Annotated in this window: 19 protein-coding genes; all 19 read right to left on the bottom strand. The window is 63.1% G+C overall.

What is annotated here, in order from left to right; genetic code table 11:
- Positions 1-29 precede the first annotated feature (29 nt).
- Positions 30-1,154, bottom strand: a complete 1,125-nt coding sequence (locus ATY76_RS23765) for a S49 family peptidase (protein ID WP_088677163.1) — start codon at positions 1,152-1,154, stop codon at positions 30-32.
- On the bottom strand, positions 1,144-2,472 hold the full coding sequence (locus ATY76_RS23760; protein ID WP_183916057.1) for a phage portal protein: 1,329 nt from the start codon (positions 2,470-2,472) through the stop codon (positions 1,144-1,146). Before ATY76_RS23760 ends, ATY76_RS23765 begins: the two co-directional genes overlap by 11 nt.
- Positions 2,472-2,672, bottom strand: a complete 201-nt coding sequence (locus tag ATY76_RS23755) for a hypothetical protein (RefSeq protein ID WP_088677161.1) — start codon at positions 2,670-2,672, stop codon at positions 2,472-2,474. Before ATY76_RS23755 ends, ATY76_RS23760 begins: the two co-directional genes overlap by 1 nt.
- Positions 2,672-4,477: a terminase large subunit gene (locus ATY76_RS23750; protein ID WP_088677160.1), complete on the bottom strand. Its 1,806-nt coding sequence runs from the start codon at positions 4,475-4,477 to the stop codon at positions 2,672-2,674. Before ATY76_RS23750 ends, ATY76_RS23755 begins: the two co-directional genes overlap by 1 nt.
- Before the next feature lie 3 nt (positions 4,478-4,480).
- A complete protein-coding gene (locus tag ATY76_RS23745) occupies positions 4,481-4,720 on the bottom strand; it encodes a hypothetical protein (protein WP_141105044.1) in 240 nt (79 codons plus the stop codon).
- A gap of 17 nt (positions 4,721-4,737) precedes the next feature.
- Complete coding sequence (locus tag ATY76_RS23740) at positions 4,738-4,983, bottom strand: hypothetical protein (RefSeq protein ID WP_085742362.1); 246 nt, start codon at positions 4,981-4,983, stop codon at positions 4,738-4,740.
- 48 nt (positions 4,984-5,031) lie between these two features.
- Complete coding sequence (locus ATY76_RS23735) at positions 5,032-5,544, bottom strand: hypothetical protein (protein WP_088677158.1); 513 nt, start codon at positions 5,542-5,544, stop codon at positions 5,032-5,034.
- 103 nt (positions 5,545-5,647) lie between these two features.
- Entirely contained in the window at positions 5,648-5,962 is a 315-nt protein-coding gene (locus ATY76_RS23730) for an HNH endonuclease signature motif containing protein (RefSeq protein WP_245310045.1), read from the bottom strand.
- 230 nt (positions 5,963-6,192) lie between these two features.
- Positions 6,193-6,918: a transcription termination/antitermination NusG family protein gene (locus ATY76_RS23725; RefSeq protein WP_088677156.1), complete on the bottom strand. Its 726-nt coding sequence runs from the start codon at positions 6,916-6,918 to the stop codon at positions 6,193-6,195.
- A complete protein-coding gene (locus tag ATY76_RS33980; RefSeq protein ID WP_210199523.1) occupies positions 6,902-8,245 on the bottom strand; it encodes a helix-turn-helix domain-containing protein in 1,344 nt (447 codons plus the stop codon). The genes ATY76_RS23725 and ATY76_RS33980 overlap by 17 nt, the downstream gene beginning before the upstream one ends.
- Positions 8,246-8,309: 64 nt before the next feature.
- Positions 8,310-8,621 carry a hypothetical protein gene (locus tag ATY76_RS33375; RefSeq protein WP_141105043.1) on the bottom strand — a complete coding sequence of 104 codons (312 nt, stop codon included), beginning with the start codon at positions 8,619-8,621 and terminating at the stop codon, positions 8,310-8,312.
- Positions 8,569-9,480, bottom strand: a complete 912-nt coding sequence (locus tag ATY76_RS23710; RefSeq protein WP_088677154.1) for a DNA adenine methylase — start codon at positions 9,478-9,480, stop codon at positions 8,569-8,571. The genes ATY76_RS33375 and ATY76_RS23710 overlap by 53 nt, the downstream gene beginning before the upstream one ends.
- A gap of 121 nt (positions 9,481-9,601) precedes the next feature.
- Positions 9,602-11,719: a DNA cytosine methyltransferase gene (locus ATY76_RS23705; RefSeq protein WP_245310044.1), complete on the bottom strand. Its 2,118-nt coding sequence runs from the start codon at positions 11,717-11,719 to the stop codon at positions 9,602-9,604.
- 5 nt (positions 11,720-11,724) lie between these two features.
- Positions 11,725-12,021, bottom strand: a complete 297-nt coding sequence (locus tag ATY76_RS23700) for a hypothetical protein (RefSeq protein WP_088677152.1) — start codon at positions 12,019-12,021, stop codon at positions 11,725-11,727.
- Entirely contained in the window at positions 12,018-12,218 is a 201-nt protein-coding gene (locus tag ATY76_RS23695) for a hypothetical protein (protein WP_088677151.1), read from the bottom strand. Before ATY76_RS23695 ends, ATY76_RS23700 begins: the two co-directional genes overlap by 4 nt.
- Complete coding sequence (locus ATY76_RS23690) at positions 12,215-12,493, bottom strand: hypothetical protein (RefSeq protein ID WP_088677150.1); 279 nt, start codon at positions 12,491-12,493, stop codon at positions 12,215-12,217. The genes ATY76_RS23695 and ATY76_RS23690 overlap by 4 nt, the downstream gene beginning before the upstream one ends.
- Positions 12,483-12,836, bottom strand: coding sequence for a hypothetical protein (locus tag ATY76_RS23685; RefSeq protein ID WP_141105042.1), 354 nt, complete (start codon positions 12,834-12,836; stop codon positions 12,483-12,485). The genes ATY76_RS23690 and ATY76_RS23685 overlap by 11 nt, the downstream gene beginning before the upstream one ends.
- Complete coding sequence (locus ATY76_RS23680) at positions 12,833-14,293, bottom strand: hypothetical protein (protein ID WP_088677148.1); 1,461 nt, start codon at positions 14,291-14,293, stop codon at positions 12,833-12,835. Before ATY76_RS23680 ends, ATY76_RS23685 begins: the two co-directional genes overlap by 4 nt.
- Positions 14,290-14,739, bottom strand: coding sequence for a hypothetical protein (locus tag ATY76_RS23675; protein ID WP_088677147.1), 450 nt, complete (start codon positions 14,737-14,739; stop codon positions 14,290-14,292). The genes ATY76_RS23680 and ATY76_RS23675 overlap by 4 nt, the downstream gene beginning before the upstream one ends.
- Between the last annotated feature and the right edge of the window lie 21 nt (positions 14,740-14,760).

Here is a 14,760-nt window from a genome sequence, read left to right as displayed (position 1 = left end):
GCTAACTAGATTTTCGGGGCTGCCGCTCGTTATTGAGCGGATCTGAGACGATGAGCGTGCCGGCGACGGCGGAAAGCATCACTTTCGGATGCCGACAAGTCGGGACTATCTTGCTCTTCCGCGGTTGGAAGCTCAGGTTCGGGCGACCTGATATCCGCCGACGCATCGGCGCCTTCGGGCTGCTCGTAGCTCTGGATATCGGCCACATCGGCCGCGCTCGCCTTTGCGGATGCAGTCTTCTTCGCCGAAGAGAGCCGCCGGATGGTGCCGTCGAGAGTGTCGACTCGGTCGGCCATTCCAGCCTTAACCGCCTGCTTGTCTTTCACGACCCTTCCCTCACCGAAGCCGGCTTTGACATCGGCGACCGATACGCCACGGCCGCGGGAAACAGCCGAAACAAAGTCGTTGTAGAAGGCGTCGACATTCGACTGGGCCGCCTGCGCCGCCTCGTCGGAAAGAGGCTCGAAAGCATTCCCTTCGACCTTGTACTTGCCGGCGGAGATAAACGTGAATTTCAGGCCGGCTGCGTCAACCGCCCTCGAGACGTCCTGATGAAGCGAATAGACGCCGATCGAGCCGGCCATGGCGCCGGGCGTCATCACGATCTCGTCGCAGGAGCTGGCGACCCAGTAAGCCGCCGAGGCGCAGAGGCTGTTGACTTGCGCAATGACCGGCTTGTCACCGCGGCCGTTGAAAATCTCGTCCGCAAGCGCCTGGACGCCACTGACGTTGCCGCCCGGGCTGTCGAAATTGATGACGATCGCCTTGACGGACGGGTCGGCCTTCGCAGCCCGATAGCTGTTCGTGACCCTCTCTGTGGATGTGCCGCCAGGGCCGCTGATGTCATCGACTTGCGAGGCGTGCTGAGCCACGATCCCAAAGAATGAGATAACCGCAATGACGCTCGCGCCCTGCCCAGATGCGCCAGGTGCGGCGGCGGAAAGAGTCACGGTTTCGCCGGTGCTGGCATCGAAGTAGGTCGCGACGCCATTCGGTCGCCGCTCTCCCTTGATCGCCGCGATCTCCTCAGGCGAAAGGCGGATGCCTTCAACCCGGCGTTCGATCACTTCCGCGATCGCCTCAAGCCGTTCCGGCATGATAGCCCACGGCTGCTGCATGATCGCGGCACGAAGATGCGGAAACCTAGTCGTCATGGTCTTGCTCCGAAGATACGTCTTGATCGTCGAGGGCGGGTCCGCCGTTGTGGCCGATCTGCGCCGCTGTGGCGCCTGCCGAGTTATTGACAGGCATATTGTCGGGGGTCGTGGTGTTAGTCGGGACAAGCGGCTCGTCCAAACCGTTGATGGGATTGTATCCGAGCGCTTCACGAGCTTCGTTGCGCGTCAGGATGCCGTTCAGAACCAGGCGCGAATAGAAATCTGCCTGCGCTTTCGAATCCCCTTTGATCAGGGACTCGACATCGAACTGCGCTTCGTAGAGGTTCGGGGCGAGAATGAGGTCGCGCCGAATGGCAGAGGTCCAGCAACCGAGCCAGGGCATCAGGTTGTTGCGGACGAAGGCGAGCATGATTGCCTCGACGCCTGTCCCCCAGGAGCTCGTCTTCGTCAAGTGATGCAGCATGACGAGGGGAACATCGAACCAGCGCGCGATTTCCTCGATCGAGAATTCCCGGCTCTGGATGAACTGGGCTTCCTCGTTATCCATGCTGATCGGGCTGAACGAGGCTCCCTGCTCCAGGATTGGCGTCTTGCCGGCATTGCCGATGCCGACGAACGTCTGTTGCCACTGCGTCTTGAAGCGCTCGAAGGCAGGATCGCTCATCTCACCTGCCACGGTGACAACGCCTGATGGCCTCGCGCCGTTGGAGAACATGCGCGCGCCATGCTCCTCGGCGGCCAGCGCGAGCCCGATTGTTTCCTTGGCGTAAGCGATCGGGCTTATGCCAACGATACCGCCGGGTGCCATGTGGCTGCGCAGGTGGAACATTTCATCCTGCAGCAGGATGCGCGTTCCCTTGATCGGGTCGGACACCGTGTAGCGGATCGAATAGTCGGGCATGCGCTCGGCAATGACGCGATCGGGATGGATCGGCTCCAGCCGATCGGCGAAGCCGCGGGGACCGGCGATTATCTCGGCGTACCCGTTGCCCCTGAGCGCCAGGTGCCCCATCAGCATCGCCTTAAAGTCCCAAGCCGATTGCCAGGGGTTCGGCTGGTGTTCGAGCAGCTCGTTCAGTGGATGCTCCGGCGCCTCAAACCTCTTCCCGGTACCAGGATCCTTCCGGTACATCCGCAGCGGCAACGTCGCCACCGTTTTCGACAGCAGTGCAATGCAGGCGTAAGCGGCCGACACGCGCATCGAGCCGTCGACCGACACGTGACGACCGGCGTTACTCATCCGCGACAGATCGCCGTCGAACCAGCGATCGGCAGGATCATCGAGATACAACGGGTCCGAGGCCTCGTCGTCAGAGGCGCGGAAACCGCCGAGGATGGCGGAGAACAGCCCCATTATCGGCCACCGCGCAGCGTGCCGATGACGGCGAGACCGACAAGGATTCCGCCGGCAACCATGAATCCCGCCGGCGGATAGGACATCCATGCTCCATAGCCTGCGAGCGCAGCGCCAGCTGCACCCGTCAGTTCACGGACGGTCTGGCGGTCGATTTTGAGGCCCGAATCCGAACGCTCGCTCTGCAATCTCTCCGGCATCAGGCCACCCTCAATCCACGTTTCTCGTAAACCGACCGAATTTTCTTCGGCTCGGGATTCTTCGTCATGATGGTCACTGCGTTGAACAGTGCCATCACCGGGTCGATCTTCGCGTCGCCGGCCGTCTGCTTTGTTGCCCTGATTGCCGTCGCGGTGGGCTCGATCTTCAGGTTGGAAACCGCCCAGGACATCATTGGGCTGCCGGCATGAAGCAGCATCTTGTTTGATAGTCGGCGCTCAGAGGTCTTGATCGCATTCATTAGCGCATAACCCTGCGGCACGCCGATAAGCAGTCCATTATCCTGCGTCACATCGATCTCAGGCATCGCCAGCGCATCGACGAAGTCACCTATCCCAGCCGGATCGACCGCGACCGACGCGAGCAGATCGCGACCCTTGACCATCTTGACGATGTCGACGATCGCGGCGATGTCCTCGAGCGCGTTGTCGATGATGGTAAGATGTCCAGACTTCTCGAAGTCGAGCAGCACCGGTGCGATCTTCTTGCGCCGCTTGAGCACTTCCCGATGGCACCAGGCATGCGACCAGCTAAGCCATCTCTTCATCCAGACGACGGTCTCGCGACCGTTCACCTTGATCTTGACCTCGAGCTCTTCAGGCTCGCGTCCGACGATCGTCAGACCGAACAAGTCGTCTAGGCCGCCACCGTCTGCGCCGATCACTGCCACGTCGATGCGATCGAGCATCCGTTCCAGTGCGTCGAAGGGCGCCCGGTCCGAGATCTCGAAAAGCTCCTCGTCGACCGCGGCTGTCCAATGGTTTGCGCCAGGCCAGCGATTGGCCCTGAGGCCCATCCCGATTTCGATATTCAGGTGCTTGGCCAGGAAGCTCTGATAGGTGTCGCCTTCCTGATCCTCGCCAGACCGGACATTGAGCATTTTGCGCTCAAGCCATTCGCGGCGAACGGAGCGCCCGATATTGGGGTTGGTGACATACCAGTTTTCCGGGTCGAGATAGGCCTCGCTGACGATCATCGCCTCGGGAAACTCGTAAAGCACCGCCAGGCTCTGCGGATCGTTGACTTTGCCGTCCCGGACGTCTCGGAAGTAATCCAGTTTTTCCTTGAACACACCGGTCGGTGGCGCGTCCGCCTGCGTCGAGATGTAGATGACGAAGCCTTCCGGACGTGAAATCAATCCGCCGGTCGCCTCCTGCAACATAGCCGCTGCGCCGGCTTTCTTGCCGAACAGCCAGAGCTCGTCGATCAGAACGAAACCGGCCTTCTTGCCGGCGGCGGTTCCTGAATCAGCCGACACAATCTTCAGCACCGCCTTGGTGATTGTGTGCGTGATCGACTTGACGTTGTCCTGCACATGCAGGAGCACCGAGAGTTCGGGATCCGCCCGGATCATCGCCGCCGCCGGACCGAATGAGTTCTCGGCGACTTCGCGCGTCGGCGCCAGGATCATCAGCTCCTGGTGCGAACGCCAGTTGCGGATGAGCGCCGTCACCATGATGCCGGCGACGATCGTCGACTTGCCGTTCTTCTTGCTGATGAGCAGGAAGAACTCTTCGATCAGCCGGCGAGCCGAGCCCTCGTCATAGGCGCCGAAGACAGCCGCCACGAAATCGAACACGAACGGTTCGCAGGACTCGCCGAACGTCGGATGTCTGCTCTGGCCCGTCTTGCGATCATAGACCTGCGGCAGGTCCGTGATCTGCAGCGACTTGAACACCTCGAGGGCCGCTTCCGCCTCGTCGGGAAAGAGCGGCGCGATCGGGATCAGGCTTTCGCCCGCAACAATCCGCCGCTCCCAGTCGAGGCAAGCCGTCGAATACCGCATTTGTTACCAGCTGCACTTGCGGATGGTGACCAATCCGAAGGCCTTGACGCTGCCATCCGCCCGGCGAACAACCCAAAATATCCGCCGCTCGATTGCTCCGAAGGCGACGCACCGCGCTTGAGAGATAACCGCCTGTTTCTCGCTGATGGCCGGCCTCTCCGCTACCTGCTTCGCGGTGCCCTGTTTGACCAACAGGCCGAGCGCGCAGCATGCGGTGGCAATCAGAACAGCCAGGGCAATCATCGGGCGGTGCATCGGCGTCAGTCGGCGGGTGTGAAGTCGAGGAAGTATTCCTTCCCGAGATCAAACTTGTCGATCGCCTCGGGATTGGTGATCGAGATCTTCAGCTCGCCGCTCGGCGTGGCTTTTGACCAAGTCCTGTTGACGCCCTCCTGCTCCCAAACCGGGATCATTCGGATTGTGGTGAAGACATTGTTCGGATCGGCGTTCTGCGCCGGCTCGATGGCCATAACCCGGAATTTTGCTCTTACGACTGGTGCGCTCATGCGCCTTCTCCTTCTTCTGATACCCGGAACCGCCGGGCGCGGATTACGTCAGGCCTCGTCGCTGCTCGCGACGGGCTGGCCGTTATTGGCGATCAATCGCGGGCCGGCCGGCACCGCATATCGACCGCCACCACTGATGGCCCGGGCATTGTCGAGCCGCTGCTCTTTCTTCGAGACGTAACCTCGAGGCGTCGGCTTGTTGGCAGCCTTGTTCTGCATGTCCCGATTGACTTTCTCAGCGGTGACGCCGTCCAGCATCTTCAGAGCACCGGACAGAGCGGCAGCACTGCCGGCGAGACCCTGCTGGATTTGCGCAGTCCTGAGCCTGGCCTTCAATCGGGCCAGCATCACCTCTCGCTGCTTCAGCAAGTGAAAATAATGTTTGCGCAAAGTCGGCGTAGAGAGCCCGACCGTCTTTGCGACTTCCGCGTTCGTCATCCCCGACGCAAGTAACACCATGACATTTATGATGTTTTCTTCCGTGGGGACGTGCTCCGGCCTTCCCTGCCCGCGACCGGCCGAGTGGTAAGGGTTGCCAAAGAGGTCTAAATCGTCAGCCATCAGAAAAAAAAGATGCGAATGGGACCCATGCGGTTAGGCCCCTGTTGGGGCTCTGGACTTCTACCCCCCTACCCCTGGCCCTTTGAGGGGTAGGCGAGAGGGGTCAGAACCGTTCGGCGAGGCGCTTCGCCCTTGCGGCTGCGGTCTTGCGGGTATGGGATGCACCACATCGGAGCATGACGTTGCGCGGGTCGAGAGGTGCGCCGCCATCCTTGAGCTCGACAACGTGATCGCCGAAGACACGCATGCCAGGCTTGTGGGTTCGTCCGTCGCAACCCGGATCCTCGCAGATCCGGCCGCGCTCCCTGATGATCGCAGCCATCAGCGCCCGCCACTCGGGCGAGAGATAGAAGGCATCTGCCTTCTTGCTTTCAGGTACGACGGTGCGCGTATCGATGGTGCGCAGCGTGGTGCTCATCGTTCGAAGCTTGCCCATACTCAAGAACGCAAAAAGCGGCCCGCTCGGACCGCTTCGAACATGGAAACCAATGCAGTAGCACTTGCTCTGACTTGGTGCCTCGTCTGAGGCTGGCAGAGCGGGGTCCTACCGGTAAGCAGCTCCGAGGTTTGTCACCTCGTTTGCCGGTGATCACGCCACCGACTCAAAGCCCACGCTGGGATCTAGGATCATCCACGGCCGGACTCTGATCACATCTTTTCGATTTGATCAAGCATCAGTTGCACGGGTGTCGATCGACCGAAGATATCCACCTCAAGCGACACATAACCCTTCTCATCGTCGATAGCCGAGACAATGCCGGGGAAAGAGGCGAACGGCCCGTCGATGATCCGCACCCGTTCTTTTAGTTCAAACTTGCGGTCTTTGCGGGCACTCGCATCGTACTTTCCAGCTTTCGCCATCTGCTTGAATCGATTGATTGAATCCGCATCGGCACGGTATGGCCGAATAGCTCCGCCGACCACGTCGATGACGCCCTTGACATGCAGCAATCCCATCATCGCCTGGGCGATCGGGCAGCAATGAACAAGCACATAACCGAGGATGACTGGGCGTGGCGGGATGATGCAAACGCGCCCGCGCTTTACCACTTTGCACTCGTTGGTCATCACAACTAGTGATTCCACATCCGCCAAAGTTAGAGCTTTTTCCACAGCGATTTCCCGTCCGGTTGCCACCCTGAGGCAGAACCAGCCCGATTTCGGCGCCGCCGGGTCCTCTGTCAAGCGAATCACCGAGCCGCGCGACGCCATATTCAGATGATCGATTCGCATGACGAGGTCGCCGGCAATCCCGTCCCGCTTGGTCAGTGCCGATGCCCTCACCATCACTTCGCCGCCGCCGACCTTGGGAACACTCACGAAACCTGTGATGCGCCTTCCGTCGAACGCCCCTCTCCTATGCTGCATCGTCATCGCCCCGCTCCATGCCCAGCGCCGCACGTGCGGCCATTTCGAATTCTTCGAGCCCTTCCGGCCCACCCTTCGGGAAGTAGACCACCCGCATGCCGCCCGGATCCGGCACGAAAGGCCAGTTCATCTGCTGGTGATGGGCGCGCCAGCGCTCGTAAGTTTCCGAGCCGACCGGCACGGCCTCGCAGAGATCGGAGAAGATCGCGAAGCGGGCATCCGCCGCGCCCCTGCCGCGATCCTTGGCGAGCTTGTCGAGCGCATGCGCCTCGGGATAGCCGCTGTCGCATTGGCGGCGACGGCGCTCCTGGATGCGGTAATCGTCTGGAAACACCAGCTCGTTGCCCTCCACCGCGATGCCGCGATGGTTCGCCCAGGACCTGGCCGTGGTCTCGCTGGACCGGCGCAAGCGGTTATAGGTTTCGACTGCGAGCTCGAGCAGATTGTCGGGCAGATCGATCGACATCGGGCCATCCAGCAGCGCAAGCGCCCGCTTTCCCGCCCAGATCGGCCCGAACGGCGCGACCGGGATCGCCTCTTCCTGCCGGCGCTTTTCGGCCTGCCCGCGCACCACCTGCGGCGCGATCGCGTCGACGAGATCAAACATCCGGTCGCGGAGATAGACGCCGAGCGCGGCCGCCTTCGGCTTGCCCTTGTGCTCGCCGGAAGCCAGCTTCGGGCAGGCCGCCAGATAGGCGTCGCGGCGCTCTTCCGCCCGCAACCGCTCTTCCGGCGTAAGCTTCACGAATTGCTGGAACGCCCATTCGGGAGCCGAGGAGAGCACATCGGGCCACGGATTGTCATGCCGGCCGACCATGAGAGCGTTGAACCGCTTGCGCAGCGCTTTCGGATCATCTTCCGAAACCTCGCGCGCGCTCCCTCTCTCTCTTACGGGTTCTATTACAGGTTCTCTTACAGGTTCTATTGAGGACTCAGGAGTCCGGTTCAAACCGTCATTTGAGTCCGGTTGAAGGGTGCCTTCGTGTCCGGTTGACGCCTCGCTTGAAGCGGACAAATTGTCCGGTTCATTTTCGGCCGAATCACCGGCCTCGAAGCGGCGGAAACCGGCTTCGAAACCAAGGCTGTAGCGGTTCGCCTTGCGGTTCTTTCCCTCGCGCTGCTCGACCCAGTTGACCAGTCCCTTTTCGCGCAGCGAGGTCAGCGAGCGCCGCACCGAGCGCTCGTCGATCTCGCAGGCGTCGGCGAGGTAGTCCTGCTTGGGATAGCAGCCGAAGATCGGGTTATGGCAGTCGGCCAGGTGCCACAGCACCCGCGCCTCGGTGCAGCTGATGCCGCGCACCTTGACCGCCCACATGGTTGCCTCGTGGCTCATGTGGCGCCGCCATATCCCGCGCATCCCGCCATGCGCGTCAAACTGTTCATTGCAATGCCCTCGCTCATTCCTGCTGGCTTTTCAGCGCTAGTCCCGCCGCCGCCAGAAAATCCTGAAATCGCTCCTCGACGCGGCGCCGCGCCGCGTCTTCCCGCAGTTCCGTCCCTTCGGCTTTCGTGCCGCTTTCCGTCACCCACACGCGCCAGCGCCAGAGCCGTCCCGGCGCGCGCGGCGGATAGACCGCCCCGATATCCACCGAGCCGCTCTTGGCGAGTTGCCGGTAGATTTCGTCACGCCATTGCAGGCGCTGGCTGCGCCCGGTTTCATGCCGCCCCTCCGATCGAGCCGAACAGCGGCGTCCCGACGCCCTGCGCATGCGCGGCACTCGCTCTGTCGAGGGCCGCGGAGGCCCGATGGTTCAGCCACAGGACCTCGACACGCGGGCGCGCGCCGTCGGCGAAGGTTTCCTTCTCGATGCGTCGCCAGTCGAACAGCATGTCGTCGTAGAGGCCTGCGGCATAGCCGGAGAGGATCACCATGCCGGCGACGCCGCGCAGATATTCGAGCAGCTCCGCATGCTGGTCGTTGGTCATCTCATGGCGGTACATGCGCCAGCCGAGATCGTATTTGTTCCCCTGCGCCCTGGTCTCATGCATGTAGGGAGGATCGACATAGTGCAGCGTGTCCGGCCGGTCGTGCTGGGCCATGACCTCGATTGCAGGCCTGTTCTCGATCACCACGCCCCGCAGACGCTCGACAAGCGCCGCCATCGCATCCGGATAGTTCATCCAGTCTTGCGCCGGCGTCGTGCCGCTGCGGCTGCTCGTCGCCCGGAATCCCGTCGAGCGATGCCCTTTCTCGGCACTGGCATGCGCGTTCGAACCGAAGCCCATGAACGAGCGGATGACAAGACGCCGGCAACGCTCGACAACGTCATCCGTCGGCTCGTAGGCGGCCCGAAACTCGCCTCGAGCAAATGGCGTCAGCCGCAAGAGCTGCTCAAGCGCAGCAGCACGCTCGGTATCGCGCAGCACGCGGAAAAGATCCACGACCTCGTCGTCGAGATCGTTGTAGATCTCGGCATAGGCGCGCGGCTTGCGAATCAGCACCGACGCCGCGCCGCCGAACGGCTCGACATAGGTCCTGTGAACCGGGAAATGGCTGATGATCCACGGTGCCAGTCGCCACTTTCCACCATGCCAGCGCAATGCGGGTCGAGAGGGAACGGTCGTCATTCGCTCCCCCATTCGATATAAAGGCCGACGCACGGGACGGGAAAAACGTAAAGGCGGCGCTTCCGGCCATCGCAGAAGAATCCGACCCAGAAATCGTACCAGGCTATGATCGGCCGCACCCTCACTCCGCAGCCTCCACGAACTCATAGCGGCCGTTGCACTCGGCCAGCAGCTGGATCATCTTTTTCGGGACACTGTTGCCAACGAGGTGGCCGATCTGGGTTTTCGTCGGCTTGCGCTTCACGAGCCTGCCGCGCTCGTCGATGTATTCGATCACGTGGTCGAAGCTCTTCGGATCGAAGCCATGCGCCGCAGCACCCTCCAGCGGGTCGAGCATGCGCATGCAGATATCGGTGATCACCATCGTCTGGCCGTTCACCTGGACCGTGACGAGGCCGTGGCGGTCATTGGTCGTCACCGTGTGCAGCGGATCGCGCGCATCGTGATTGTTCTCACCCGAGCCGTAATAGGTTTGCAGGAACGGCAGGATCAGCATTTCGTGGCCGCCGCCATTCGCCGTCTGCGCTGGTAACGGTTGCCCGATGTCCTGCCCATCTCTGTCTTTCCCACGAAGTCTGCCAAGCGTCGCCGCCACCACCCCTTGCTGCGACTGGCCGCGATCGCCGCCGGTCGTGAGCGTCGATAGCGGATCTTCGGCCGAATGACCGACAACCCCGGTATTGTGCTGCGCGAGGAAAACCGCGCCGACGCCCTGCTGAGCATTGACCGTCACAGTCGCCAGAGGTTCGGACATATCGCGCCCGTGACGGAACTCGACCGAGCCGTCGGCGCGCGGGTCGCTGTTGTGCTGCGCCAGGAATGCCGCCACCACAGCCTGCCGCTGACCGCCGGCGGTCTGCGTCCCGATCGGGTTTTCGACATCAAGGCAGCGCGCCACCTGGCCGGGATGCTCGCCATTGCCCGCCTGGATCATGGTGGCGGCGACGAGCGACAGCCCGGCCCCGCCCGCCGTGATCGTATGCAGCGGCTCCTCGGCCGCGCCGAAGGGCTTCTGCGCATTGCGCATCGTCGACATATGCACGGCCGCGACGCCGAGCGGCGGCGCGCCGCCCGGCCGCTTCTCGAAATTGTTCGCCGTATAGGTCGGCAATGGCTCCTCGACATCAGCGCCCGTCGAGCCCGGCCGGAATTTCGTCAGGTGCGCGGAGACCATCACCGAATCCGGCTTGGTGGTCACGGTCTGAATCGGCTCCTCCACCGACCGCTCCGACGACTGCCCCATCCGACCGCCGACGCCGGCGATCGCGGGCACGACCAGCGCCAGCTCGCCGCGATGCGCGGTCGTGAAGGTGCGCAGCGGCTCGTCGATATCGTGCACGCGGTCGCCGCCGGTATGGGTGATCGGCACGATGAACGGCCGCTTGGCATTGACGACATAGCGCATGACCCCGCGCGCGATCCGCCGCAGCGTCGCCTCGGCGAGCGGCTTCTTGCGGTCGAAGATCGATTTGACGGGCAGCGACCAGTCGATGATCGTATGCGCGCCGACCCAGGGCTTGAGCCCGAGCGCCTTCGCCTTGTCGCGCGGCGCATGGGTGCGCTCCGGCCAGTAGATCCGCCCGCCGTCGGCGCGCGCGACGCCGAAGAAGCGCTTGCGGATCGTCGGGATGCCATAATCGGCGCAGACGAGGATGCGGTGCTCGAAACTGTAGCCGAGGCCTTCCATGTGCCGCAGCCAGGCGCGCCAGATCCGGCCCTTGTGGCGCGGATCCGGGATCAGCCATTGCTCGTCGACAGGAATGCGCTCACCCTTGGCGGCGATGCTGCCGTCGCGGCGCATCGCCCTGCCCGTCTTCTTGTCGCGCTTGCAGATCAGCGGCCCCCAGGTGCGGATCTCCTGCACGTTTTCCATCGTGATCACCTCCGGCCGCACCTGCCCGGCCCAGCGCGGAATCACCCAGGCGAGCGAGCGCCGGCGCTTGCTGACCGGCTTGGAACCTTTGGCGACCGAGAAATGCGTGCAGTCTGGCGATGCGTGCAGGATGCGCACACCCCGCCCCCGCGTCGCCTCGCGCGGATCGACCTCGAAGACATCGCAGCGCAGGTGCTTCGTATGCGGGTGGCGCTTCTCATGCATGGCGATCGCCAGCGGATCGTGATTGACGGCGAGATGCACGTGAAAGCCCGCATCCTCCAGCCCATCGCAGCCACCGCCCATGCCGGCGAACAGCACCACCGTCATGCGGTTGTCGAGCCCGAAGCTCCTCGGCATGGACATCGAATTCATTCCGCCCCCTCTGCGGCCCTTGCCGCGTCCCTCATTGCGCCCGCCGCCATGTGCACGGCCATCACCACCGTCTGCGGATAGCCGCCGTCGGGCAGTCTCGTTGCGTTGGAAAAGGCGAGCAGCGCGTCGAGGTATTCGACGCCGGCGGCGAAGCCGCGATCCTTCAGGATCGTGCGGATCGCCACTTGCTCGCGGTGGATGATGCCGATCGGGCAGCGCTGCAGCCACGACGCCCACTCGGAAGGCTTCTCGCGACCGGCCAGGATATCGACGAGCGGAAGAGCGTCTCTCATCGGATCACCAGCGCCCAGGCAAGCCAGGATGAAAGCGTGGCGATGGTGGCCAGCGCCATGATCAGCAGATTGAAGAGAAAATTGACCGTCCGCCCGTATTGCGGGACATCGCCGGCCTTGACGCTGCCGATGGCAAAGCCGAAGGCAACGATAGTGACGCCGAGCGGCAGCACCCAGTTTCCGAGTTCCACGCTCATGCTCGCGATCCTCGCGTTTCACGGTGAACATTTGCTGTAACAGCTTGATTTCGTTTATCGACGAAGATCAGGTAGGCGACAGGGTCGCGCTTCATCGCCGCGCAGAGCGCCAGCATGCTGGCGGCCGAAAGCACATCCTGCCGGCAGGCGCGGGAGATCATCGCCGGGTTGAGGCCGGGATGGGCAGCTTGCGCGTCCCGCGTCGAAAGCTTGCTGTCGGCAAGCCACTTGCGGACATCGCGGGCGAAGCGGGCGCGGTCGATCTCAGGCTGCATCGTCCGCCCTCCGATGCGCCATCCATTCCTGCTGGTCGGCTCCGACCAGCCGCACGCCGTGGGCCGTCGGGCTGACGCCGAGCGCCCGCCACAGCTTCACACGCGCGTCGAGATCGACGCCGAGCCCATCCCAGGCCCGCTTGAAATCCTTGGCCGTGACACCCGCGCGCTTGCGCAGCTCGCCGCGCAGGCCCGCCTCCTGATGCACCCGATCGGCCTCGACCGTCAGCGGCGCATTCGGATAGGCCTTCATGTAGAATTCCATCTTCACGCGGGCGCGCAGGAAGCCTTTCAGCATGGCCGGCGAGAAATCGGGCATAGGAAGGGAATGATCGTCGCTCACGCCGCTACCCCCTGAATCTGCTCGATAAGCTCAAACAGCTTGGGGTCGTTGATGACGGCCGCCGTCGCCTTGAGCGCAGTCCAGCCATCGCTCGCCACCTTGAAACGGCCGTCGCCGGCCGGGTCGATGAGCCGCTTTTCCAGCATCCAATGGATAGCGCCATCCGCCGTCGAGGGGCGGACACCGATGGCCCGACGCAGCTCCACAGCATCGAAGTCATCCTTGCCTGCGCACCAGATCAACGCCCTCGACGAGACTTCCTCGACCCGCTCGTCCAGCGTCTTGCGCGGGGTCTCTCGCTTGAACTCGTCGAAGTGCGGGCCGCCGGCATTGCCGCCGGCTCCCGGTAGCAGCGCATCCCTATCTTCGTAATCTTTCCAGTCGACGCGCTTGATGACCGTTGTATCGCCATAGCCGCCATCTTCCTGCCGCTCCCATACGAACCAGGCGGTGTTCATCCGGCTCGACGCCTTCGGCCCGTCATAGCCCTCGCGATGCATCATCGGCAGGCGGCGCTTGAACACGTAGACGCGCGCCGGCGGGTTTTCGTCCATGACGAAGTTGCGCGCTTCGTCGGCAAAGCCGCAGAGGAAGTTGAGGTTTAGCAGCAGCGCCATCTTGCGCGGCTTGTGGACGCGCAGCGCATGCGCCACGTAATCGTTGAGCACCTCGCCATAGGGCGGGTTGGTGACGAGGTCAGGCCCCTCGCCGGCCTCGTCAGGCGCGGTCGCCAGAAAGTCGCCGACCGTCTGAAATTCGCCATGCTGTGTCACCGCGCCGCGGTCGACCAGATCGGAGATGATCACCTCGTAACCATGCTCTTCCAGCACATGGGCGATCGCGCCGTGCCCGCAGGACGATTCCCAGACCGTGGCCGAGAAGCTTTCGAGCGCCAGCAGCGTGCGCGTTGCCACCCCGGGCGTCTGGTAGAAATTGTCGCCCCGATCTTCCTTGCTGGCCGAGGCGGTGCCTATCGCCGCGCGCAGATTGGCGCGGCTGGGCTCGAAACCCTGCGCCAGGCGGGCTTCGATCGCGCGCTCGACGATGCCCGGCTCCTTCGCCTCGGCGTCGCGCAGCTTGCGCGCCTCCAACAGCCGCCGCCGATCGACACCGACGTCAGCCAGCGTGAAAATGTCCGCGTCTTGGACATTTGCCTTCTGTCCCGGCCGCGCCACCTGCCCCTTCGCCTGCGCCTCGTCGACGGCATTGGCCATCGCCACGTAGCAGACGCTTTCGATCTTCAGCGCATCCGCCTGCATGCGCCGCGCCTTGTCGATCAGCTGCCGGCTCGCCTTCACCTTCTCCGCATAGCCGGCCGCCGCCTTCGCCTGCTCATAGGCGCCGGTTGAGAGCAGCAGCGCCGCCTGGTAATCCCCGTCATCCAGCAGCGCCCGCGCCCGCTCGATGGTCGCGGCGAGATCGGATGAATCGGAGATTGCCGGGGTGACTGCGTTCACTTAGCAGCACCCCGCAATGGCGCCGTTTCGCGTTCCCGCGAAACCTGCTGGCGCGCCTTCTGGATTGCCTTCCAGCGCTCCTCCTCCATCCAGTCGGGAAGATCGATGACGATTGCCCCCCCCTGCACCTCGCGCCGCTTCGGATCTTCGAAGGCGAGCGCGATCTGGGGCGTCCAATCGGTTTCCGGCAGACGGAAAATCACCGTGTGCTTCATGAAGGTCGGCTTGAAGTGACCGGACTCGTTCGGCTTCATCATCAGCTTGCCCTTGTCGCCGTTGTCGCCCATCAGCAAGTCGAACCGCTCGGCGTTTTTGAAGAGCAGCGTGAAAAGCGCCGCGGGGATGCTGATCTGCAGCCTCCAGGGGCCGCCGCGCATCGAAACGGTCGATATCTTGAATGTGCCCGTCTTCGCCTTCGGCGCTGGCACGATCATGCTGAAACCCATGGCAATCCCCTCATATCGACC

Source organism: Rhizobium sp. R339 (genome assembly GCF_002211395.1).
Taxonomy (GTDB): Bacteria; Pseudomonadota; Alphaproteobacteria; order Rhizobiales; family Rhizobiaceae; genus Rhizobium.
The sequence above is the reverse complement of the archived record's forward strand: the minus strand, read 5'-3'. Positions and strand labels throughout refer to the sequence as shown.